Origin of the sequence: Ruegeria sp. HKCCSP346, assembly GCF_017872595.1 — a bacterium.
Lineage (GTDB): Bacteria > Pseudomonadota > Alphaproteobacteria > Rhodobacterales > Rhodobacteraceae > Ruegeria.
In genome coordinates, this window is the sequence record NZ_JAEDOT010000009.1 from 44207 (window position 1) to 66862 (window position 22656).

Genomic DNA, 22656 nt, shown 5'->3' on the forward strand with positions numbered 1-22656 from the left:
ACCTGCCCGATTTGCGGTTAGCTTTCGGTCGAGAAAATGGAGCAGACATGACTTTCAACGACCTGATCGACCGCCGGGGCACCAACAGTTCTAAATGGGACAAGATGGAGATGCTGTATGGCGTCTCGCCCGAGGGCGGTCTGGCCATGTGGACGGCCGATTCCGATTACCAAACGGCACCCTGCGTGATCGAGGCCGTGCGCAAGGCCGCAGATCACGGCGTGTTCGGCTATTCATGGATGCACCCGGACTATCTGGCCTCGGTTCAATGGTGGATGAAAACCCGCCACGATTGGGAAATCGACACGGATTGGATTCTGACCACCCAGGGCTTGGGCAATGCAATCGCCCTGTCGCTGGATGTCTGGACCGATCCCGGTGATGGCATCGTGATCTTTACCCCCGTTTACCATGAGTTTGCCCACAAGGTGAACAAATCCGGCCGCCGGGTCGTGGAATGCCCTTTGGTGCGGGACGGGGAATGTTACGGCCTGGATCTGGACGACGCCCAGTCCCGGTTGGACGGGTCCGAGAAGATGCTGCTGTGGTGTTCGCCGCAAAACCCGTCGGGTCGTGTCTGGACGCCCGACGAGTTGCAGGCCGTTGCTGCGTTTGCCGAACGGAACGGTTTGATCCTGGTATCGGACGAGATTCACCACGATCTGGTCTATCCCGGCGCCAAATTTGTGCCGATGGACGTGGCGGCCCCGGATGCACGCCCGTGGACCGTGACGCTGACTGCGGCGTCGAAGACCTTCAACATTGCCGGGCAGCGGACCGGCAACATGATCATTCCCGATCCCAAACTGCGCGCGGCCATGAAGCAACGGCTGCAAACATTGGATTACGATCCCGGCGCGTTGGGCGTGGCGATGATCACCGCCGCCTACAGCCCCGAAGGGGCCGAATGGGTAGATGCCCAGATCGCGCATCTGGAGGGAAACAGGCGTCTGTTCGATCAGACCATCACCGAGATTCCGGGGCTCTGGTCGATGCCCTTGCAGGCGACCTATCTGGCCTGGGTCGATTTCTCGGGCACCGGCATGGATCACGCCGAATTTGTCCGCCGATTGCGCGAGGACGCGCGGATCGCGACATCGTCAGGTCCGGGTTTCGGCACTGGAGGAGAAACGTTTGAACGGTTCAACCTCGCCACTCAACGGGCGCGGGTCGAGGAAGCTTGCCTGCGGCTGAAACGTGCTTTCGGGGATCTGCAATAAGTACGTGCCGGCCAGAGCTTGAAAGCCCTGCCCTGTTTTCACAGGTGCCGGTTGCCTTGGTTGAGGCCGCTTTGGGCCGCGCGCGCCTGTCTTTAGGCTGGCATCGCTGGCCTTTGGCATCGACCAAACCCGGGCCAAATCGGAATACCAGTTGAAATTCGCCCCTAGTCGTCACGCCCCAGCAGGGCGATCGGCGCATCGGGCGCGCGGTAAAAATCAAGCGGCGCGCTGTCATGGGCGGCCGTGCTGCGTTTGAATTCATACCGCATCTCACCGCCTTCATCCTCATCCGCGACGATGAGGCATTGATAGAGGTGGTTGGCCCCGTCAAAGATATCGACAAGCCCGCGCAGGCGCGGCGTGGTTTCCGCCTCAACCGTAAAACCGTCTTTCCACAATTTGAGTATTTTGTAGGTATTGTCGCCCATCTCCACCCGTAAACGGCTGGCTTTTTTCAATGTGGCGATTCGGGCCGCGTCCAACTCTGCGCGTATTTCCTTTGAAACATAGGTACTCATTAATCCGTTCCCCCGTGAATGACTTCTATTGTGCGGGATAAGTTGTAAAAATCCAGTGAACCACGTCACAGAAACACGATCCAGCCGAGGTTTGTTGCACAGAAATCCCGAACTCGACTGTGCGCGGATGCAGAGCATTTGCGCGGGCGCTCGCATAGGAAGATGCAAGCCCTGGCCCTATGTTTTTCGAAACGCACATGCGGAGGAAAAGACATGGGCCTGCTGGTCGACGGAAAATGGCACGATACCTGGTATGATACCAAGTCCACGGGCGGTGCATTCAAGCGCAGCGCAGCGCAGTTTCGCAATTGGTTGACAGCTGACGGCGAGGCGGGGCCATCAGGCAAAGGCGGGTTCAAAGCAGAACCCGGGCGCTATCACCTTTACGTCAGCTATGCCTGCCCCTGGGCCCATCGCACGCTGATTTTTCGCGAGTTGAAAGGGCTGAGCGATCTGATCTCGGTGTCGGTCGTGCATCCGGACATGCTGGATCAGGGTTGGACCTTTGAAACAGACGCTCACGGCGCGACGGGAGATGACCTTTACGGGCTGGGTTTTGCGCACCAGATCTATACCAAAGCCGATCCAGCCTATTCGGGGCGCGTGACCGTGCCGATCCTGTGGGACAAGCGGCAGGAAACCATTGTGTCGAACGAAAGCTCGGAAATCATCCGCATGTTCAATTCGGCCTTCAACGGGATCACCGGCAATACCGATGATTACTGGCCCGAAGCGATGCGCGATGAAATCGAAGAGGTCAACGCGCGCATCTATACAGACGTCAACAACGGCGTCTACAAGTCCGGCTTTGCCACTTCGCAAGCGGCCTATGACGCCGCCGTGGGCCCGTTGTTCGACACGCTGGACTGGCTGGAAGGTCGTCTGGCCCGGAACCGTTACCTGATGGGGGATCGGATTACCGAGGCTGACTGGCGGCTGTTTACGACGCTGATCCGCTTTGATCCGGTCTATCATCTGCACTTCAAATGCAACAAGCGGCGCCTGATCGATTACCCGAACCTATGGGCCTATACGCGTGAACTTTACCAATGGCCCGGCGTGGCGCCCACGGTGAACATGAACCATATCGTGCGCCACTATCACTACAGCCATGACAGCATCAATCCGCACCGGATCATTCCGGTAAACCCGGTGCTGGATTACACAGAACCGCACCGCCGCGATCAGCGCCCTGCTGCGTAATGCTCGACCATCGCCGCCAGATCCTCTGGCGGTGTTTCGCTTTGCACATAAGCACAGGCGTTCGGGCTGTGGGCAAATATCGATCCATCCGAGAAGAAGGTGGTGTTGGTGACAAAGATCACCCGCGCCTGGGGGCGGCGATAGCTTGCGAAATCGGCCACAGCCAGTGCACTGCCAGTTTCCAGAACCAGATCCAGCACGATGATTTCGAAATCCGTGCCGTACAGCGCCAGAATGGCGGCTTCCTGCGTCTCGACCAGCGTGACCTCGGCGCCCTGCCGTTCCAGATGCCTTTTCCAGACCCGACCAAGGTCGGGATTACTCTCAACAATCAGAACTTTCATTTGCAACAACCTCGGCACTTGGTATGGTGAGTGGTGCCGACCCCCATGGTCCGTGATCTCGTTATTTCCTTAACAAAGTGTTAACAGCAGCCCCACAGGCCCGTGAACAGGCGGATTTGCTTGTGTAAGAGGCGAAAATCCGCTTGAAGCGGTCCAAAAGCGGTAATTTCTCGCAGAGAGAGCAGATGAGCACATTCGATGAAAGTCTGAATCCACGCGCGGTTCGTGACCACGGCGGCGGGTTGGACAAGGCAATTGTCAAATATGGTGGGCAACGCACCGACTGGATCGACCTGTCCACCGGCATCAATCCACATGCCTATCCCGTGTCCGGCCTGACGGCCGGGGATTGGGCCGAATTGCCGGATCACGGGGCGTTCGAACGGCTCAGCGATGCCGCGCGCCGGTTCTGGAACGTGCCGCAGCGTGCCGCGATCCTGCCCGCGCCCGGAGCGTCGGCGATCATCGCGCGTCTGCCGGCTCTGGCCGCGACGGGTACGGTACAGATCACGCCGCCCACCTATAACGAACACGCCGCCGCCTTTTCGGCGCAGGGGTGGAAGGTACGGCAAGACGGGCCCAGCGACGCCCGCGTGATCGTACATCCAAACAACCCGGACGGGCGTATCTGGCAGGAAAGCGACGTATCGGCACCACTTACCGTGATTGACGAAAGCTTTTGCGACGTCATGCCTGACAAGTCCCTGATCCATCTGGCAGACCGCCCCGGCGTGATCGTGCTGAAGAGTTTTGGCAAATTCTGGGGGCTGGCCGGGGTAAGGCTGGGGTTTGCCATCGGACGGCCGGATATGATCAGCCGGTTGAACGATCTGACCGGCCCTTGGTCGGTATCCGGTCCGGCCTTGCGGATAGGCACACAGGCTTTGATGGACAACCGTTGGGCGGAAGCCACGCATGCGCGTCTGGCTGACGAGGCCTCAAGGCTGGATGCGCTGGTCACGAGAAAAGGGGCCAAAGTGATCGGCGGCACCAGCCTGTTCCGACTTTATCAGGTCGACAACGCCGCCCATTGGCAAGGTCGTCTGGCACGGTCCCACATCTGGAGCCGCATCTTCCCCTATTCTGAAACCTATCTGCGCTTTGGGCTCCCGCCCGAGGATGGATGGAACAGGTTGGAGGCCGCCCTGTGAGCCCTGGCCTGATGCTGGTCTGTGCCATGTGTCTGGACGCAGCACTGGGGGAACCCGACTGGCTCTGGTCGCGCATCAGGCATCCGGCGGTGATGATCGGCAACCTGATCGGCTGGCTGGATACACGCTTGAACCACGGGGCCCTGCGCCGTTCAAAAGGGGTGGGTGTGCTTGTCCTGCTGGTTTGCGGCGCTGGGGCGCTTGGCTGGGGTTTGTCCCTGTTGGGGCCGGTGGTTGAAATCCTGGTCTGCGCGATCCTGTTGGCGCAAAAATCGTTGGTCGCCCATGTGCGCGCCGTGGGCGAAGGGCTGATGGCCTCGCTGTCAGAGGGGCGGGCACGGGTGGCCATGATCGTCTCACGCGATACACGGGACATGACCGAGGCACAGGTGGCACGCTCGGCCATCGAAAGCGCCGCTGAAAACCTCAGCGACGGCGTCGTCGCACCTGCTTTCTGGTTTCTGATTGCCGGGTTGCCGGGGCTGCTGGTCTACAAGGCGGTGAACACGGCCGACAGCATGATCGGGTATCGCAATGAAACGTACCGCGCGTTTGGCTGGGCTTCGGCCCGGTTCGATGACCTGCTGAACCTGATCCCGGCCCGCCTGACCTGCGTGATGATCGTGGCGCTGTCGGGCCAGTGGTCGCGCTGGCGCGAAATCGTGGCAGATGCACACCGGCACATCTCGCCCAATGCGGGCTGGCCCGAGGCCGCCATGGCCCGCGCGCTGAACGTCGCCCTGGCCGGGCCGCGCAGCTATGACGGCACGGTGCGGGATCTGGCATGGGTCAATGGCAATGCCCAGCGCGAGATCGGAGCTTTGGACATTTTCCGCGCATGTCGCATGTTGTGGCGTGTTTGGGGGCTTGCGCTTGGGCTCGTGTCGGTGTCGGTTGGGATCGACCTGATTTACTGACGGACTTTTGTCATGCGTTTTCTTTCCGGCCTGATCGCCGCCACCTTGTTTGCCCAACCTGCCCTGGCCCAATGTGGTGGTGGCTTCAATTCCTTTGTCAAAGGGCTAAAGGCCGAGGCCGTGCAGCAAGGCTTTGACAAATCCACCGTGAACGCGTTTTTCAATGGCGTGCAGCAGGACAATGCGGTGCTAAGGGCCGACCGGGCGCAAGGGGTGTTTCAGAAACCCTTTATCGAGTTTTCCCGGCGGCTGATCTCGGCCAACCGGATCGAACGCGGGCAGGCGATGTCGCGCAAATACGACGCGGTGTTTGACCGGATCGAAAAGCAATACGGCATCTCACGCGGGGTGTTGCTGGCCTTCTGGGCGTTCGAGACCGACTACGGATCATTTCAGGGCGACTTCAACACCCGCAATGCGCTGGTGACTTTGGCCCATGACTGCCGTCGCCCCGACCTGTTCCGCCCTCAAATCTTCGCCGCCATCGAACTTTATCAGAATGGTGATTTCGACCCGGCCCGCACAACGGGCGCATGGGCCGGAGAAATCGGTATGGTCCAGATGCTGCCGCGCGACATTCTGGAAAACGGTGTCGATGGTGACGGCGACGGGCATGTCCGCCTGAAAACCTCGGCCCCGGATGCGCTGATGTCCGGCGCCAAGATGCTGTCGCATCTGGGCTGGCGCGCTGGCGAACCGTGGCTGCAAGAGGTCACGGTGCCCGCGCAGATGGACTGGTCTCTGTCCGGCCCTGGCAAGCCCCGGTCGGTGGCCGATTGGCAGGCCATGGGCGTTCAGGCACGCAGCGGGTCGCTGGCAAACCTGCCTGCCTCGCTGATCCTGCCCCAGGGGCACAAGGGTCCTGCCATTCTGGCCTATCCCAACTTCGACGTCTATTTCGAATGGAACCAGAGCTTTGTCTATGTCCTGACCGCCGCCTATTTCGGGACACGTCTGGAAGGGGCACAGATCTATGATGCTGGCAACCCCACGCCGGGCCTGAGCGGCGCGCAGATGAAGCAGCTGCAAAGTAAGCTTCAGGCCAAAGGGTATGACGTTGGCAAGATCGACGGGATCCTGGGCGCTGGCACGCGGGCGGCCGTGCAGGCGGAACAGAAGCGGCTTGGCCTGCCGGCCGATGCATGGCCGACAGTGGATCTGTTAAACCGGCTTTAGGCGGCAACCGCGCTTACGCGACCCATTCGCGTTGCTGCGGAACACAGGGCGCAAAGGTGCGCGTCGTCACTGCGGCACCCTCGGTTTCGATTGCCGTGTTGGGCTGTATCTCGAGCCATCCCTCGTTGATGGCATCCAATGGCTCGGACGAAATGATGATACCGTCTTTGCAGGCCTTGTAGTGCAAGCTGGGCGCAAACCGATCCGAGGCATATCGGGCCGCAAAAACCCGTTTGCCGTCCGACCAGCAGGCGGCAAACCGAAGATAGGGTGACGCTCCGCGGCACCTGGAAAGGGCTTCGACCCGACCGACCGCACGGGCCATGGCACCCACAGGATCGGTGTCCAGCCCTTCGCCATGAGCGATGAGAAAGATCGCCTCGCTCTCGGTTGCGCCCATACGATGCTGGTACAGATGCGCCGGGATCATGGCATCAAGCTCTTGCCGGATTCGTTCATGACCCCCGGCCTGACCGTTATGCATGAAACTCCACCTGCCGACGCCGAAGGGGTGACAGTTGTTGCGCGAGGTCGCCGTACCCGTCGAGGCCCGTACATGGGCCAGAAACAGCCGGGATTTCGTGTGATGCGCCAATTGCTTCAGATTGGCATCGGACCACGCCGGATGGGTGTCCTTGTAAAAGCACGGCGTATCACGATCAGAATACCATGCCAGACCGAACCCATCCGCGTTTATCGGTGTTTTTCCGATCAATGCGTTTCGGCTTTGAATGACAAGCGATTGTTCTTGCTCAAGCACCAGTTCGTCCAGGTATCGCTGTTGCCCAACCCAAGCCAAGAATCGGCACATGTGCCTGTCTCCGTCCGTCAGTGAAAATTTCCGGGACGATACCACCCCGGTTATCAGGTTTTCTCCCATACATCATCTGATTTGTCGGGTTTCTTCTATCAAATGCGCAGAAATTGAAAAATTTTCAGATCAATTTCACTTACTGCGCACCGGATACCGATCGCCTTTTTCGTCAATCAGGATCAACCTGCCCCCGTTGCGGACATACAAGTCGCAACGGCTGAACCCATTGCGGTACGCGATGCACACGCTGCCATCATCGGCAATCGCGTAAGTTCCAAAGGCAGAATCTCCGCTTGCATATGTATAGGAATAGGCGCCCCCGGCCGAGAATTTGGCCTGTCCGTCGTCGTAAAAGGTCAGTGTCTGCCCCGCCAAAGCATCAAGCTCTGCGGCTGTAAGGGGCGTGTCCCCGGTTTTGACGGGCCAGTCGGCTGCAAAGACAGGGCCGGCGGCGATGAGGGCGGGGATCAGAAAGCGCGTCATGCGCTCAGGTTAGCGCGATAAAGCCGCAACCGTCATAAATTTGCAGTGAGCGGTCAGGCGACCATCTGTTCGGCCTTCTTCAGATCGACCGAAACCAGCTGGCTGACGCCCTGTTCCTGCATGGTGACACCGAACAGGCGATCCATGCGCGCCATGGTCACCGCGTGGTGGGTGATGATCAGGAAACGCGTGTCGGTCTGGCGGCACATTTCGTCCAGCAGATCACAGAAGCGTGTTACGTTTGCATCGTCCAGTGGCGCATCAACCTCGTCCAGCACACAGATCGGGGCGGGATTGGCGAGGAAGACGCCGAAGATCAGCGCGGTCGCCGTCAGGGTCTGCTCACCGCCCGACAACAGGCTGAGAGTCGACAGTTTCTTGCCCGGCGGCTGGCACATGATCTCGAGCCCCGCGTCCAGAGGGTCGTCACTTTCGACCATCACAAGATTGGCCTCGCCACCACCAAAGAGATGCTTGAACAACATGGCGAAGTTGGAATTCACCTGTTCAAACGCGGTCAGCAACCGCTCACGCCCTTCGCGGTTGAGGCTGGCGATCCCGCTGCGCAGCGCCTTGATCGCCTCTTCCAGATCGGCTTTTTCGCTGCTGAGCGTATCGAATTCTTCCTGAACTTCCTTGCTGTCTTCCTCGGCCCTCAGGTTCACGGCCCCCATCGCATCGCGCTGACGTTTGTGACGGTTCACTTCGGATTCCAGAACGTCCGCAGCTGGCATCTGGTCGGGGTTCACGTCCAGCTGGTTCAGCAATTGGTTTGGGGTCAGTTGCTGATCCTCGGCAATCCGTTCGGCCGCCGCGACAACACTTTCCTTGGCCGCGTCACAACGCGCCTCGGCCGCGGCACGGCTTTCGCGCGCTTCTGATGCCAGACGCTCGGCCTCCCGTTCGGCCAGAACGATTTCACGGTGCATAGCCTCGGCTTCGGCCAATTTGTCGGCGGCTTCGGCGCGCCGTACTTCGGCGGCTTCGATCTGTTCGTTCAGCTCCTCACGCGCCTCGGCGATTTCGCCGGGCATGGCCATGGCCTCCGTCAGCTCTTCTTCCGAACTTTCCTTGCGCTCGGCAAGTTCGGAAATCCGCTTTTCAGCCGTTTCCAAACGGTGGCGCCACCCGCTGAGATCTTTCGCGACCTCCTGGGTGCGACGCGTGCGGGCGTCCCCCTCACGGCGCAGCTCGTCATGGGTCGAGCGGTGGGTCAGCATGGTGATCCGCGCCGCCTCGACCGTCTGCTTGATGTCTTCGACCTGCGCGCGGGCACTGTCCAGATCACCCAGACCGGCCAAAGCCGCTTCGGCCTCGCGCAGTTGCGCGCGGGCGGCCATGGCGTCGTCCTTGTGGCGGTCAACGGCGAGGGTCAAGGTTTCCAGCTTGCCCTGGGCCAGATTGCGGTCGGCCTCGGCCCGCGACAGTGCGCGCGCGGTTTCGGCCATGCGCTGATCAGCAGCACGGCGGGCCTCACGCGCGCGCCGGTCTGCTTCGGTCACGTCCGCCAATTGCTGAGACAGCGCCTCATGCGCGGCCCGGGCACCGTCAGCCTGTGCTTCGGCACGGGCAAGGTCCTGTTTCAGTGCTTCCAGCCTGTTGAGCTGCTCCAACCGCAGAGCAGCAGCACTTGGCGCGTCTTCGGCCCAGGCACGGAACCCGTCCCAGCGCCAAAGGTCGCCCGAGCGGGACACGAGCCGCTGGCCAGGCTTCAGCGATGCCTGCAACCGTCCGCCCTGATCCGCATCTACCAACCCGATCTGCGCAATGCGTCGGCTGAGACGATCGGGGCCCGATACATGAAGCGCCAGAGGCTCGGCCCCTTCAGGCAATGGCTGGTCGCTGTCATATCCAGCCACCTGCACCCAGCCGGATGGCCCGTCACCCTCGACCAGCGGCGCGCGAAGATCGTCGGCCAGAGCAGCACCCAAAGCCTTTTCATAGCCGGGTTCGACGCGCAGCAGGTCCAGCACCTGACCGCCTTCCGCCGTGTCGCGCTCCACCAGCTTGGCCAGCGCCGTGGTTTCGGCCCGGATCGCGCCCAGCTCGCCTTCTGCCTCGGACCGTCTTGCCCGGGCCTCGGCTTCGCGCGCTTGCGTTTCGTTGCGCAGTTCATCCGCCGCGGCAAGCGCCTCTTCGGCGGCTTCCACCGCTTCACGGGCTTCTTCTTCGCCCGATTGGGCGTCTTCAAACGCCTCGCTGGCGCGGATCAGGGCCGTCTTGGCCTCGTCCACGGCTTTCCGGGCTTCTTCTTCTTCACTCTCGGATCGGGCCAGCGTCTTGCGACTGTCTTCGACCAGACGCTGGGCGGACTGGTGCCGGGCGACAAGACGGGCCATATCTTCGGTTTGCTGCGACAGGTGGTCTTCGCGCTCCTGTAGGATCGAGGCTGCCTCGCGGGCGATTTCCGCCGCTTCGGCCACTTTCTCATCGTGACCTTCTGCCGCCTTGGCCAGTTCGCGCGCTTCCCATTCCAGCCGTTCAATCATCTGTCCCGCATCGCGGTTCAATCCAGCTTCGCGTTCGATATCGTTGGCCAGCTGCTGAATCCGGTTGGTCAGCGTCTCGATCGTTTGACGGGCGCGGGTTTCCTGATCAGACAATTGATCGCGCTGCACCTGCTGGCGTTGCAGCACGGCGGCGGCAATGGCCTCCTCCTCGCGCAGCGGCGGCAGGGTTTCCTCGATCTCGGCACGTTTTGCGGCGGCGGCGCGGGCTTCAGCCTCGGCACGGGAGGCTTCGGTGATCCGCTCACGGAGTTTTTCTTCGGCCTGCTGGCGGGCCATGTCGGCCTCTTTCCAACGTCGATAAAGCAGCATCCCCTCGGCCTGACGCAGCTGTTCGCCAATTTCACGATAGCGGGCCGCCTGACGGGCCTGACGCGCAAGCTGGGCCAGTTGTCCGCCCAACTGCTCCAGCACGTCATCGACGCGGGTCAGGTTGGCTTCGGTGCCTTTCAGCTTGAGCTCGGCCTCATGGCGACGCTGATACAGGCCCGAGATCCCGGCGGCCTCTTCCAGAATGCGCCGACGGGCACGCGGCTTGGCGTTGATCAGTTCGGCAATGCGGTTCTGCCCGACCAAAGCGGGCGAATGCGCACCGGTCGAAGCATCCGCAAACAACATCTGCACATCGCGCGCGCGCACATCCTTGCCGTTGGTCTTGTAGGCGCTGCCCACATCGCGGGTGATGCGGCGAACGATTTCGAGTTGATCGCTGTCGTTGAACCCTGACGGTGCCAGACGTTCCGAGTTGTCCATGGTCAGGACAACTTCGGCAAAGTTGCGCGCGGGTCGCGTGGCGGCCCCGGCAAAGATCACGTCTTCCATCGCGCCACCGCGCATGGATTTGGGGCGGTTTTCGCCCATCACCCAACGCAAAGCTTCCAGAAGGTTGGATTTGCCGCAACCATTCGGGCCCACCACACCGGTCAACCCGTCCGCGATGATCAAATCGGTCGGATCAACAAAGCTTTTGAAGCCGGTCAGTTTGAGCTTGCTGAAACGCAATGGCTGCGTGTCCCATGATTCCTGTGCATTGGAAGTCTGCGCAAGGGATGGGGTCCGAGTCAACGGAGTTGCGCAGGATATGGGATATCAGCCCGAGTTATCCACAACATCTTGCCGAAATACGCAAGAACGCGCGCATCTCAATACGGCGTGCATTCAAAGACCTGATACCCGTTTTCCCCACCGACGTTTTCATAAAGACCAAAGTCGATGCATTCGTAATTGGGGGTCGAGACGGCCGTCAGCAAAAGCCGCTCACCCGCATCGCGGTCACACCCCAAAACCCCAACGGTCACGGCTGCGTCCCCCAGCACGTCCAGGATCGGACATCCCGAAACCTGCGCCATCGCCAAAGCGGCGCGATCCCGGACCGGGCCCAGCCGAGGGGCGTATTGCGCGTTGATCCGCACAGCCTCGGCCAGGTCGCCGCGCACACGCACGTCGAACACACTGCCATTCACAGCCACGCGCGTGGCAGGAACGTCGCGGAAATGCGGGGTCCCGGCGGCGCAGGCGGCCAGCAAGAGAGGTGCGAGAAACCGGATCATGCCGCAGAGTTGCAGCATTTTGGTTAACAGAACCTTTCCGAACATCAGGCCCGCAGCACCTCTCCCAGCCGGCGAATACCTTCGCGGATTGTCGCCTCGTCAGAATTCGAAAAACTGAGACGGATCGTGTTTGCCCCGCTGCCATCCGGGAAGAACGCCTGCCCCGGAACAAATGCTACTTTGACGGTGTCCAGCGCACGCGCCAGCAGGTCAGAGCCAACCATCCCCTCGGGCAACGTGACCCAGATGAACATCCCCCCTTCGGGACGTGTCCAATCCACCCCGTCAGGCATATGCTGTTCCATCGCGTTCAGCATCACATCACGACGGGCGCGATAGGCGTTTCGTACTTTCGGAATATGGGTGTCGAAACAGGCCTGCGCCACGTGATGCACGGCCATCTGGTTGATGGTCGCGGAATGAAGGTCCGCTGCCTGTTTCAGCAGCACCATCTGGGAAATGACTGGCTTGGCCGCAACCACCCACCCCATGCGCAAACCCGGCGACAGCGTTTTCGAGACACTGCCGCAATAGATCGTCCGACAGTCCTCGATTGACCCTTTGCGGGCCTGCTCCAATGACAGTATGGGTGGGATCGGGTCCCCGTCATAGCGCAGAGCCTGATAGGCTCCGTCCTCTATCAACGCGCAATCCAGTTCCTCGGCCAGATCCAGCAGAGCCTCTCTGCCCTGCAAATCCACGGTTTCTCCTGTCGGGTTCGCAAAATCCGCCGACAGATAGGCAAATTTCACTGCGCCTTCGCCCGCTGCGGCCTTGTATTCCTTGGCCCCCTGATTGCCATTGAGCCGGTCAAAGCGCGGCTCGTAGGCGTTGAATGCCGCCAGCGCACCCAGATAAGTGGGCCACCCGACCAGGGCCGTGTCGCCGGGGGACAGGAACAGCTTGCCCAGATAGTCCAGCGCCTGCTGCGACCCCGAGGTGATCAGGATGTTGTCGATGTCACAGGACACCCCGATTTCGCGCATGTGATGCGCCAGCCACTGCCGCAATGGGACATAGCCTTCGCTGACCGAATATTGCAGCGCCTGCGCTTGAAAATCCGGCCCCAGAGCCTGCTGAAACGCCTGTGCAAACGCATCGGCGGGAAACAATGCGGGATCAGGAATCCCACCGGCAAAGGAAATGATGCCGGGTTGGTCGAGCAGCTTCAGCAATTCGCGGATCTCTGACGCTTTCATTCGCGAGGCCCGGGTGGCAAACAAAGGGTGTTGGGACATGAGGCTCCTCCGATCTCAATTCGGTGCAGCCTAAGCTCTCCCCCATTAAGGTCAATATTGCTGATCTAATTAATCAGCGGATGCGACCGGGGATTCTTGAACAGTACCGGCGTCCATGGTCAAATGAGTTGACCACTTTCGGAAGATGAGATGCCATTTCACAAAGTTCAGACGGAAAAGCTGTCGCTCGCAGTTGTTCGCCAGATCGAGCTTTTGATCCTGCGAGGCATCCTGCGCCCCGGCGAGCGCCTGCCATCCGAGCGGGAGTTGGCAGAGCGCATGGGCGTTTCGCGCCCGTCCCTGCGAGATGCAATTTCTGACCTTCAGGAACAGGGGCTTTTGACTGCGAAAGCCGGATCCGGGATCTATGTGGCCGAGGTTCTGGGCTCTGCCTTTTCACCGGCACTGATCCGTCTGTTCGGCAGCCATGAAGAAGCTGTATTCGATTACCTGTCCTTTCGCCGTGACATGGAAGGGCTGGCGGCGGAACGAGCCGCGCGCCTGGGATCAGACAGCGACCTGAAGGTCGTTCAGGCGATCTTTGACAAGATGCAGGCGGCCCACAACCGAAACGCTGCGAATGACGAGGCGCAGCTGGACGCCGAATTCCACATGGCCATCATCGAAGCCAGCCACAATGTGGTGATGCTGCACATGATGCGGTCGATGTATGACCTTCTGGTGCAGGGGGTGTTCTACAACCGTCAGACCATGTTCCGTCAGCGCGCCACCCGCGAGGCTATCCTGGACCAGCACCGCGCCATCAATGCGGCGCTGCAAGAGCGTGATCCCCTGGCCGCCCGAAATGCAATCGAACGCCATTTGGATTTTGTGGAACGCTGTATGGCGGACCAGCAAAAGGCCGATCGAAACGAAGCTATTGCGCAACAAAGGCTGCAACACGAAACCGGGCGGGGCTGAGCGCGGCCCCGATTTTGCAGACTAGGCAGGGCAAGGCCGGGACTAGGCAGCGCCCGACGCGGCTGGCAGCAGATGTCGGGGGAACGGCGCGCCGCTGCCTTCTCCCAAACGGTCCTCAGCGGCCAGTGTCGTCAGCGCCGGGTCGATGAACAGCCTTGCGCCGCGATCTCTCAGATGTTTGTGCAGCATTACATGTTCGCACACCTGTTGGCCTTTTTCGTCCCGGCAAGAATAGCGCAACCCTCGCAGCGCGCGGGATTTGTACAACCCGGCACCGCCGAATGCGCTGTCGACCGGGATTAGGGGCGTATCGGCAGGAATGTGGAACTGGCGGTCAAAAACAGCGGACTTCATGACAGACCGGCGCCATTTGCGACGCCCGAACAGCGGCCTGCGCGTGCTTTGAATGCGTTGCCATACGTCCTCATCACACCAACCCGAACAACGCAGGGCGTGGATATCATCATATGCTGGTTTGGGGTTGGCGAAAACGCCCTCCCACAACGGGGCGACCCGCTGTGCTGCTGTCAGAACCGCCTGAGCATCCAGGCAGGTATTCGGCCCATCCAGATCCAACACCAGCGTCAACTCCAGATCCCTGTCCTGATCCTCGAGTTTTTTGAGAACTGCATTTCTGGCCGCCGTGATACGCTCGACCCGGTTTGGCAATTCTGACGCAAGACCATCCAGTCGCAGGATATCGACATGCCTGTTTTGCCCTGCATAGTCGGACAACACCTGATCCGTACCGTCCGTGTTGTCGTTCGTGGCAATGGTGACGGTGAACCGGTGCAACTGCGCAGACAGGTTTTCGATCCTGTTGATCGTGTCGATCAGCGCCGACCCGCCATTTCGGACGACGCCGACAATATTCATCGAAACTGCGTTGCCTGACACCGCCTGTCTTTCCCTGTTGTTTTCACGCCCCCATCAGGGCGCTCCTATCAACCTGATCCCCGGCAGGTCGTAGGATTCGGAGTGTTCCAAACAACAGAAACAGAAGCACGGCAAAAACAAAAGACCCGACAGCCAAAAGCTCTCGGGTCGTCTGTATCACGTGTCTGTCGGGGTCACCCGTCAGTGCAGCTTGGCATCCACATCTGCAATCGATGCATCGATCAGCTTGTTGGCCTGCGCTGCGGTCATTTGCTTTGCCAGAACCGAGCTGGCCGCCGAAACCGCAACCGAAACGGCCTGATCACGCACTTCCTTCAGTGCAGATGCTTCGGCTGAAGCGATCTGGTCCTGAGCTGCGGCCAGACGACGTTCGATCGACTTTTCCAAGTCAGCTTTCGCCTGTTCTGCCGCCAAGGCCGCGTCTTCCTTCGCTGCCGCGACAATCGCATCGGCCTGCCCCTGAACTTCACGCTGCTTGCGCTCGTACGAGGCCAGCAAACTGCGGGCTTCTTCATGCAGAGCACGGGCTTCGTCCAGTTCGGATTTGATGCCTTCGGCACGTTTGTCCAGCGCACCGCCGATCATACCGGGTACCTTGAAATAGAACAGGACCGCGATGAAGACGATGAAGCCCAGAAGGACGACAAAGTCGGTATTGCCAAGCGAGAAGAACGGGCCGCTTGCAGCCAGCGCGGGGCTGGCGGCACCAACGGTCAGGATAAGGGCAAGAGTGTTCCGCATGTCACTTATCCTTTCGTCTGTGCGTCTACTGCACTGTTGATGGCTTTGGCATCTGCCTCGCCGCCCAGTGCGGTGACCAGTTCAGCCGCCGTATCCTTGGCAACCACTTGAATGCTTTCCAGCGCACCGGCACGGATTTCGGCGATTGCCTTTTCCGATTCAGCCGCCTTGGCAGCGATTTCCGCATCCGCCTTGGCAATCGCATCATCCAGACCTGCCTGGATTTCCGCACGTGCTTCGGCAGCGATACGCTGCGCTTCGGCACGGGCATCGGCCAGCGCCTTGTTATAGGCCTCTTCGGCCTCGACCGCCTTGGCCTTCAGATCTTCGGCCGCAGCCAGGTCATTTGTAATGGTCCCCTGACGTTCAGCCAGGATTGCCGCGATGCGGGGCAGAGCCACGCGGGACAGGACCAGAAAGATGACGACCAGCGTAATGACCAGCCAGAAAATCTGGTTGGGGAACCAATCGAAGCAGAGCTGTGGCATCCCGATGGCAGAGCCATAGGAGTCGACGCACGAGCCAGCTACCTCTTTTGTAAGGGGTTCAGTCGCCATGATATCCTCCGTCGGAAACGTGTCTTTACAACAGGTGGGCCGCTATGGCTTGGACCCACCTGCGCGTAAGGATCAGGTTCCGCAGATTATACGGCGAACATCAGCAGCAGCGAGACCAGGAATGCGAAGATCCCCAGGGCTTCTGCGAACGCGATACCGATGAAGAGGGTTGCGGTCTGCGAAGCAGCCGCCGAAGGGTTGCGCAGGGCGCCGGCCAGGAAGTTGCCTGCAACGTTGCCCACCCCGATTGCGGCTGCGCCGGAACCGATTGCTGCCAGGCCTGCGCCGATGTGTGCGAGATCGCCTTCCATGATGTGTCTCCTTACGAATTGGAAGTTTCGATGTTGGGGTATCGGACCTTAGTGCGAAGGATGCAGCGCATCTTTCAGATAAACACAGGTCAGAATGGTGAATACGTAGGCCTGAATGAAGGCCACCAGGACCTCAAGACCATACATTGCAGTGATCGCCAGAACCGACACGGGCGAGATCACGGCAATCGCGGCGAAGCCTGCGAAAACCTTGATAACCGCGTGACCTGCCATGACGTTACCGGCAAGACGGATGGAGTGGCTGACAGGGCGTACGAAGTACGAGATCAGCTCGATGAGCGCCAGGATCGGGCGCAGCGCCAGAGGCGCGCTGGAGACCCAAAACAGGCCCAGGAATGCGGCGCCGTTCTTCACGAAACCCAGCACGGTCACGGTCAGGAACACAGCCAGTGCCAGCGGGATGGTCACGGCGAAATGCGACGTGGTGGTGAACGAGGTCGGGATCAGCCCCAGGAAGTTTGCGCAGACGATGAACATGAACAGGGTCATGACATAAGGGAAGTATTTCACGCCCTCCTTGCCGCAGATGTCTTCCAGCATCTTGTAGATGAAGCCATAGGCCAGCTCGGCCACCGACTGCATACGGGTCGGAACGATGGCGCGTTTCGAAGTGGGCAGCACCAGCAGAGCGATTATGGCCAGCACCGCAAAGAACAACCACAGGGTCACGTTGGTGACCGTGAACATGCCTACTGCACCGTCGCCGAACAGCGGCTTGACGATGAACTGATCCATCGGGTGGAATACCAGGCTGCTGCCTTCTGCTGCGGTGGTCTCGGTTGCCACGTTCAGTCCCTCTCGTCCTTCTCGGCAGCCGTTGCCGCCGTTTGTTTCTCTTGAACCTCTTTCGCGCTGCGGAGCATAACCTTCACGCCCGCGACAAGGCCCAGCAATGTAAACAGCACCAGAAAGATCGGGATCGTCCCGAGCAGGCTGTCCAGCCCGTAACCGATGCCAAATCCGATCCCCAGACCGGATACCATTTCGATGACCATCCGCCAGGCAAGCTCGCCCCCGGACACGTCAGCATCCGCACGAGGTTTTGGCGCTTTGGCCTTTTTCGCCGCTTCGATCTTGGCCTCAAGCTGCGCCATACGCTGCTTTTGGTCATCATCGGTCACGGGCGTTTCCCTCGTACAATCTTGGGCATGGTGCTAAGGCGCGAAGCGCCCAGAGTCAACGACCTTGAATGCCCTCATTGACGCAGCCTAAAGCATTGAAAATTTTATGATTTTCAAAACCCACAGGGCGTGTCATTGGTTTCGAGGGCCACCGTTGCGCCGCCAAGGCCCTGAATCCACATATTCAACCAAATGGTTGACCAATCCCGGCAGCTATGGTTGAGCGGACGCATGTCCAACGATCTCGACACCGTCTTTGCAGCCCTCGCCGACCCCACCCGCCGCGCCATTCTGGCGATGCTGCTGGAGGATGACATGGCGGTGACGGATGTGGCCGAACCGTTCGAGATGTCACTGGCGGCGATTTCCAAACACCTGGTCATACTGACCAAGGCCGGTCTGATCAGTCAGGAAAAACGCGGGCGGGTAAAATGGTGCAAGCTGGAACCCGACGCCTTGCGCGCCGCTTCGGTCTGGATGCAGGGGTTCGGACAATTCGAGCCCGTCAATCTGGACGCGTTCGAACGGTTTCTGGAAGCTGAACTGCCAAAGTCGGGCGAGGCCTAGCGCACCACAAAAACAGACATGCTGGCGTGTTTCGCCAGATAACCGGCGTGGCTGGAAAAAATATAGTCGGTGATCCGGGGCGCGTGGGTGCCGACAATGACCAGATCTGCGCCGATCTCCTCGGCCGCGCGGGTCAGATCGCTGTCCACCTCTGCGGCAACGTCGACCGAGTGGATTTTGCGCATGGAAACGTCTGATCCACTTTCTGCGGCCAACTGTTCGGTGAACTCCGCCAAGTCCTTGTCGATCTCGGCCTCGGTTTCCGAGGATTCACCCATATGAGCCCCGGTAACGCTGACCAGAGTGATTTTGGCGCCCTGCCATTTTGCAACCTGCGCGGCAACATCGGCTGCTTTGCGAACTTCGGGCGGTAGATGCCGGTCAATCGGCAACATGATGTGTTTGAACATGATCTCCTCCATTTGCCTGCCAAAGAGGTTATGGAAGAGCCCGCAGGGGCGCCTTGATCTGGCTCAACAAATTCCACCTCTGGAATGCATCTAGGATCTGTCGGGTTTTTCCAGCGAAGACATGGCTTATTCCACGGCGCGGCGAACAGGCACCGAGGGCGGGACTTCCTCTTTCAACAACATCAGCAGGGCGATGATTGTCAGCGCCACACCACCCAGGATCAAACCGGTTGGCACGCCTTTGCCCAGCGCAATCTCCCACAGAATGACCCAGCTGGGAACCAGGTAGGTATAGGCCATGACCTTGGCCGACGGCAGCCGCAAAGAAGAAAACTGCACCAGCACGAAGCTGGCTGCCGTTGCAAATAACGAAATATAGAACAGACCGATCCAGACAATAGCCGGAAGCCCGGCCCAATCGGTTGCCATCAGGTCCGACCAGCCGAAGACGACCAACAACAGACACCCGGCGACCAGCGTACCGAAGGTGAATACCACGGCGGGCTCTCCTCGGTTCAGCTTGCGTATCATGGGCGTATAGATCGCATGGGCGACGCAGCCCCAGAAATAGATGATTTCGCCGCCACCGATTTCAAAGGCGCGGAACATTTGCCAATCGGCCCGGAAAATCACCCAAAGCGCCCCCACGGCGCCAATGGTCAGGGCCAGCGCCATGCGCGGAGTCGTGATCTGGCGCAACAAGACCCAACCGGCCATGGCAGAGACAACTGGTGTCAGGGTGAACACCGCCGCCGCACTGACAGGTGGGGCGGTTCGCAACCCATAGAACATCAGGACGAAGTAGGTGGCGAACAAAGCCCCGAGCACCAGATAGCGCCAAGGGGCCTGCGCGGCGCTGCGCGGCAGGCCGGTTGTCGCCAAGGCGGCCAAACCAATCACGGCAGCGGCAATCGCAAAGCGAACCGCATTCAGGGCGGCTGGCGCGATTTCGTTGGCGATCATGGACCCCAGCGAAAAGCTGCCTGCCACAAGGGCTGAAAAGGCAAGCATGGCCAGATGGCCACGCATCTGCGGGCTCATGGCTGCCAGCCTTTGGCTTCTTCTTTCAGAAAGCTCAGAAAGGCCTGTACCTTGGTGGTGCGGTGCAAATCCACGTGGGTCACCAGCCACAAATTGCCGAACCATTCCGGCAGCGGATCAATCACCTCGACCAGATTGTCGTGGCGGGCAGCCTCCCAACGGGCCATGAAGCCGATGCCGGCACCGGCCAGGACGGCCTCGCGCATGCAGAAGTTGTTGGTACAGCGGAAGGTGATGCGATCGGCGGGTACCGTCGCGCGCAGCCAGCGTGTGAACGGCGCGCGGCTGGTCTCATCATCGGAACTGACGAAGTGATGGCGTGCAAAATCTTCGATTCCGGATGGCTTGCCGAACCGTTCGATGTACGAGGCGCTGGCATAAAGACCAACTTCCTCTTGTCGGAAAGGCTGGACGACATTGTCGGGTTGATCAGGGGCCGATCCGGCGCGGATCGCCACATGCGCCTCACCGTATTCCAACCGGAACAGCCGGTCGCCCGTCAGGTATCGCACGATCAGGTCCGGATGCATCTTTTGAAACGCGGTGAGCGTCGGCACCACCAACGGGGCAAGAGACCCCAGGGATGTCACGACCAATTCACCCGAGACATCGTCTCCGCGTCCCTTCATCCGGCCGACAAGCTGGTTGAACTGATCTTCGGTCGCCTGGGCCACACGCAACAGATCGTCGCCTGCTTCGGTCGGCGTATACCCACGGGCATGGCGCTGGAACAGTTTGACACCCAATCGCGCCTCGATCGCATCAATGTGACGGATCACGGTGGCGTGGTGAACACCCAGAACCTCTGCCGCGCCGCTGACCGTCCCCATGCGTGCCACCTGATAGGCGGTTCTCACTTCATCCCAATTATCCATGGCAATGTCGTCACTGTGCAATTTCCAACAATAACTGTTGATGTATCCGAGTTTTGTTCATCAACGCAACAATCATATTGGGCGCAGGACAAGATTCCCCTGACCAAAAGGACCAAAACAATGACCAAAACGATCCTTCACATCGACTCATCCGCCCGCCGCGTGAACTCGACCACGCGCGATCTGTCTGACCGTGTGGTCAAGCAACTGGGCGCAGACCGTATCATCCGCCGCGATCTGGCCACCCCCCTGCCCCTGCTGACAGAAGACTGGATCGCCGCCAATTTCACCCCCGCCGAGCAGCGCGACGATCTACAGCGCGACCGGCTGGCCCTGTCGGACGAACTCGTTTCCGAACTGCAAGAGGCCGACACCATCGTCATCGGCCTGCCGATCTACAACTTTTCGGTGCCTGCCGCATTCAAGGCCTGGGTCGACCTCGTGGCGCGCGCGGGCCTGACCTTTTCCTACACGGAAAACGGCCCCAAAGGCCTGCTGGAAGGGAAACGTGCCATTCTGGCCATCGCATCGGGCGGTGTTCCCGTCGGATCCGAAGCTGATTTCGCCACCAATTACGCGCGCCACGTTCTGGGTTTCATCGGCATTCATGACATCGACGTCATCGCCGCTGATCAGATGGCCGTGAACCCGGATGCGGCGCTGGAAAATGCCCACAAGGCGGTTGCGGAGCTTGCAGCCTGATCGCCTCTGGCCAACGAGCGTGGAAACGTCCAGTCTGCATGCGAGCAAACAGGCAGACTGGATGGGCCACATGAAGAAAATCGGCATTCTGGGCGGTGTGGGCTGGGCCTCGACCGTCGATTATTACCGGGCGATTGCCGAAGGGGCCGGGCGTTATCACGCGGAACGCGGCCATGGTTCGCCTTTGCCAATCCCACCGATGACCATCGAATCCGTTACGCAGGCCAGAACGCGCGCCCTGCGCGGTGTCGCCGGTGATGAGGCAAGCTGGGCGGATTTTGACGCGGTGTTCCGCGACGCCCTGCTGACTCTCGAACGCGCCGGGTGCGATTTTGGCATTATCGCGTCCAACACCCCCCATGCGCGGCTTCACGCGATACGGCAGGGTGTCTCGATGCCGATCCTCAACATCTTTGACGCAACCGCCGAGGCGACGGCAGGTACCGGCGCATCACGGGCTCTGGTCCTGGGAACAACCGTGACGATGCAGGCCACCAACTATGCGGATCGACTGGCCGCCGAAGGCATTACCGCGAATGAACGGTTGCCCGAACCCGAGATTTCCCAGATGCAGGCCATGATCGACAGTGATTTCTATGGTGGTGCAACCGACACGGCCCGCGCTCGTCTGCTGGCGTTTTGCGACAAGCACGCCAGCCCCGGAACCGCGATCCTGCTGGCCTGTACCGAGCTTCCACTGGCTTTTCCGAACCACCTGGACGATCCGGTGTTCGAAGCTGACGGGCATCTGTTCGTCAACCCGTCAGCCGCGCATGTTGCCGCCGCATTGAAAGAGGCGCTGATGTAATCAGGGCAACCACGTGACCGCGCAGCCGATGCGCTCGAAAAAGGCCATCATGTCGGCCCGCTTCAGGGCCACGGTGCGGTCGTTGACAAGGGGGTGCATGTAAATCACCTCGGCCTGCTGTGCCGCCGCATCCATGAAGAACCTGACATCATTCTGAACACCGTTGATCATCGCCAGCGGACTGACCGCGCCGGGGCGTATGCCGAGATTCTGAAACAGCCGGTCCGCCGAGCCGAAGGACAGGTTGCCTATGCCCAACTCGGCCCCCAAAGCCTTGAGATCAATCTCGCGACTTTGTTCCAAGGTCACCAGATAGTTGCGCTTTTTCTTGTCGCGCAGGTACAGGTTCTTGACCCTCAGCGCGTTCTCTCCCGGTGTCATGAACTGGTCTTCGACCGCCTTTGCATCCTCGACCGTACGCAATGGCACATGGGTATGCAGGCGATAGGTCAGCCCCCAATCTTCCATCTGCGCCAGCAATGCGTCCGAACTCAGCGGCAACGTGTCCTGATAGGTGGATGAAGCGTCCATGAAGCCCTCGCTTTTTGGGGATTGCTCATCGC

26 protein-coding genes are annotated in these 22656 nt (G+C 60.1%); 9 read left to right on the forward strand and 17 right to left on the reverse strand.

The window, feature by feature from the left end:
* Positions 1-47: 47 nt before the first annotated feature.
* On the forward strand, positions 48-1220 hold the full coding sequence (locus tag I9185_RS18295; RefSeq protein WP_210093777.1) for a MalY/PatB family protein: 1173 nt from the start codon (positions 48-50) through the stop codon (positions 1218-1220).
* Between the two features lie 164 nt (positions 1221-1384).
* On the opposite strand, the gene I9185_RS18300 is transcribed toward I9185_RS18295, so the two are convergent.
* Positions 1385-1738, reverse strand: a complete 354-nt coding sequence (locus I9185_RS18300) for a hypothetical protein (protein ID WP_171169191.1) — start codon at positions 1736-1738, stop codon at positions 1385-1387.
* 213 nt (positions 1739-1951) lie between these two features.
* Between I9185_RS18300 and I9185_RS18305 the strand changes: the two genes are divergently transcribed.
* Positions 1952-2941 carry a glutathione S-transferase family protein gene (locus I9185_RS18305; protein WP_210093778.1) on the forward strand — a complete coding sequence of 330 codons (990 nt, stop codon included), beginning with the start codon at positions 1952-1954 and terminating at the stop codon, positions 2939-2941.
* On the opposite strand, the gene I9185_RS18310 is transcribed toward I9185_RS18305, so the two are convergent.
* Positions 2923-3285, reverse strand: coding sequence for a response regulator (locus I9185_RS18310; protein ID WP_117869888.1), 363 nt, complete (start codon positions 3283-3285; stop codon positions 2923-2925). The genes I9185_RS18305 and I9185_RS18310 overlap by 19 nt on opposite strands.
* Before the next feature lie 185 nt (positions 3286-3470).
* On the opposite strand from I9185_RS18310, the gene cobD reads away from it, so the two are divergent.
* The 3 genes from cobD to I9185_RS18325 are packed head-to-tail and all read left to right on the forward strand — an operon-like array spanning position 3471 to position 6529.
* Positions 3471-4436: a threonine-phosphate decarboxylase CobD gene (gene cobD, locus I9185_RS18315; RefSeq protein WP_210093779.1), complete on the forward strand. Its 966-nt coding sequence runs from the start codon at positions 3471-3473 to the stop codon at positions 4434-4436.
* Positions 4433-5353 carry an adenosylcobinamide-phosphate synthase CbiB gene (gene cbiB, locus I9185_RS18320; RefSeq protein ID WP_210093780.1) on the forward strand — a complete coding sequence of 307 codons (921 nt, stop codon included), beginning with the start codon at positions 4433-4435 and terminating at the stop codon, positions 5351-5353. The genes cobD and cbiB overlap by 4 nt, the downstream gene beginning before the upstream one ends.
* 12 nt (positions 5354-5365) lie before the next feature.
* The gene (locus I9185_RS18325; RefSeq protein ID WP_210093781.1) at positions 5366-6529 is read left to right on the forward strand and encodes a lytic murein transglycosylase; all 1164 of its coding nucleotides are present in this window, start codon (positions 5366-5368) and stop codon (positions 6527-6529) included.
* Positions 6530-6542: 13 nt separating this feature from the next.
* Here I9185_RS18325 and I9185_RS18330 read toward each other — a convergent pair whose 3' ends face one another.
* From I9185_RS18330 to I9185_RS18350, 5 genes are all read right to left on the reverse strand, one after another.
* Positions 6543-7340, reverse strand: a complete 798-nt coding sequence (locus I9185_RS18330; RefSeq protein WP_210093782.1) for a class II glutamine amidotransferase — start codon at positions 7338-7340, stop codon at positions 6543-6545.
* Between the two features lie 135 nt (positions 7341-7475).
* Positions 7476-7826: a hypothetical protein gene (locus I9185_RS18335; protein WP_210093783.1), complete on the reverse strand. Its 351-nt coding sequence runs from the start codon at positions 7824-7826 to the stop codon at positions 7476-7478.
* A 53-nt stretch (positions 7827-7879) separates the two neighbouring features.
* Positions 7880-11335: an AAA family ATPase gene (locus I9185_RS18340; RefSeq protein ID WP_210093784.1), complete on the reverse strand. Its 3456-nt coding sequence runs from the start codon at positions 11333-11335 to the stop codon at positions 7880-7882.
* Positions 11336-11475: 140 nt separating this feature from the next.
* Positions 11476-11928, reverse strand: coding sequence for a hypothetical protein (locus tag I9185_RS18345; protein ID WP_245218195.1), 453 nt, complete (start codon positions 11926-11928; stop codon positions 11476-11478).
* Positions 11928-13121, reverse strand: coding sequence for a PLP-dependent aminotransferase family protein (locus I9185_RS18350; protein WP_210093785.1), 1194 nt, complete (start codon positions 13119-13121; stop codon positions 11928-11930). Before I9185_RS18350 ends, I9185_RS18345 begins: the two co-directional genes overlap by 1 nt.
* Before the next feature lie 150 nt (positions 13122-13271).
* Between I9185_RS18350 and I9185_RS18355 the strand changes: the two genes are divergently transcribed.
* A complete protein-coding gene (locus I9185_RS18355; protein ID WP_152457051.1) occupies positions 13272-14042 on the forward strand; it encodes an FCD domain-containing protein in 771 nt (256 codons plus the stop codon).
* 42 nt (positions 14043-14084) lie between these two features.
* On the opposite strand, the gene I9185_RS18360 is transcribed toward I9185_RS18355, so the two are convergent.
* The 6 genes from I9185_RS18360 to I9185_RS18385 form a co-directional block, all read right to left on the reverse strand.
* Positions 14085-14918 carry a hypothetical protein gene (locus I9185_RS18360; RefSeq protein ID WP_210093786.1) on the reverse strand — a complete coding sequence of 278 codons (834 nt, stop codon included), beginning with the start codon at positions 14916-14918 and terminating at the stop codon, positions 14085-14087.
* A gap of 201 nt (positions 14919-15119) precedes the next feature.
* Positions 15120-15680, reverse strand: a complete 561-nt coding sequence (locus tag I9185_RS18365; protein ID WP_152457049.1) for a F0F1 ATP synthase subunit B — start codon at positions 15678-15680, stop codon at positions 15120-15122.
* Between the two features lie 5 nt (positions 15681-15685).
* Positions 15686-16237 carry a F0F1 ATP synthase subunit B' gene (locus tag I9185_RS18370; RefSeq protein WP_171120301.1) on the reverse strand — a complete coding sequence of 184 codons (552 nt, stop codon included), beginning with the start codon at positions 16235-16237 and terminating at the stop codon, positions 15686-15688.
* Positions 16238-16323: 86 nt separating this feature from the next.
* Positions 16324-16548 carry a F0F1 ATP synthase subunit C gene (locus I9185_RS18375; RefSeq protein ID WP_005981269.1) on the reverse strand — a complete coding sequence of 75 codons (225 nt, stop codon included), beginning with the start codon at positions 16546-16548 and terminating at the stop codon, positions 16324-16326.
* Positions 16549-16596: 48 nt separating this feature from the next.
* On the reverse strand, positions 16597-17355 hold the full coding sequence (locus I9185_RS18380; RefSeq protein WP_171637610.1) for a F0F1 ATP synthase subunit A: 759 nt from the start codon (positions 17353-17355) through the stop codon (positions 16597-16599).
* 2 nt (positions 17356-17357) lie between these two features.
* Positions 17358-17690, reverse strand: coding sequence for an AtpZ/AtpI family protein (locus tag I9185_RS18385; protein WP_152457046.1), 333 nt, complete (start codon positions 17688-17690; stop codon positions 17358-17360).
* Positions 17691-17921: 231 nt separating this feature from the next.
* Here I9185_RS18385 and I9185_RS18390 point away from each other — a divergent pair, with 231 nt between their 5' ends.
* The gene (locus I9185_RS18390) at positions 17922-18257 is read left to right on the forward strand and encodes a metalloregulator ArsR/SmtB family transcription factor (protein ID WP_170344797.1); all 336 of its coding nucleotides are present in this window, start codon (positions 17922-17924) and stop codon (positions 18255-18257) included.
* Here the strand turns inward: I9185_RS18390 and I9185_RS18395 are convergent.
* The 3 genes from I9185_RS18395 to I9185_RS18405 all read right to left on the reverse strand — a co-directional run bounded on the left by I9185_RS18395 (position 18254) and on the right by I9185_RS18405 (position 20583).
* Entirely contained in the window at positions 18254-18667 is a 414-nt protein-coding gene (locus I9185_RS18395) for a universal stress protein (protein ID WP_210093787.1), read from the reverse strand. The two genes, I9185_RS18390 and I9185_RS18395, sit on opposite strands and share 4 nt — an antisense overlap.
* 126 nt (positions 18668-18793) lie before the next feature.
* Complete coding sequence (locus I9185_RS18400) at positions 18794-19708, reverse strand: DMT family transporter (RefSeq protein ID WP_210093788.1); 915 nt, start codon at positions 19706-19708, stop codon at positions 18794-18796.
* Entirely contained in the window at positions 19705-20583 is an 879-nt protein-coding gene (locus tag I9185_RS18405; protein WP_152457042.1) for a LysR family transcriptional regulator, read from the reverse strand. Before I9185_RS18405 ends, I9185_RS18400 begins: the two co-directional genes overlap by 4 nt.
* A gap of 120 nt (positions 20584-20703) precedes the next feature.
* Here I9185_RS18405 and I9185_RS18410 point away from each other — a divergent pair, with 120 nt between their 5' ends.
* Entirely contained in the window at positions 20704-21285 is a 582-nt protein-coding gene (locus I9185_RS18410; protein WP_171724834.1) for an NAD(P)H-dependent oxidoreductase, read from the forward strand.
* A gap of 70 nt (positions 21286-21355) precedes the next feature.
* The gene (locus tag I9185_RS18415; RefSeq protein ID WP_171724833.1) at positions 21356-22093 is read left to right on the forward strand and encodes an aspartate/glutamate racemase family protein; all 738 of its coding nucleotides are present in this window, start codon (positions 21356-21358) and stop codon (positions 22091-22093) included.
* Here I9185_RS18415 and I9185_RS18420 read toward each other — a convergent pair whose 3' ends face one another.
* On the reverse strand, positions 22094-22624 hold the full coding sequence (locus tag I9185_RS18420; protein WP_171724832.1) for a prolyl-tRNA synthetase associated domain-containing protein: 531 nt from the start codon (positions 22622-22624) through the stop codon (positions 22094-22096).
* Positions 22625-22656: the final 32 nt, after the last annotated feature.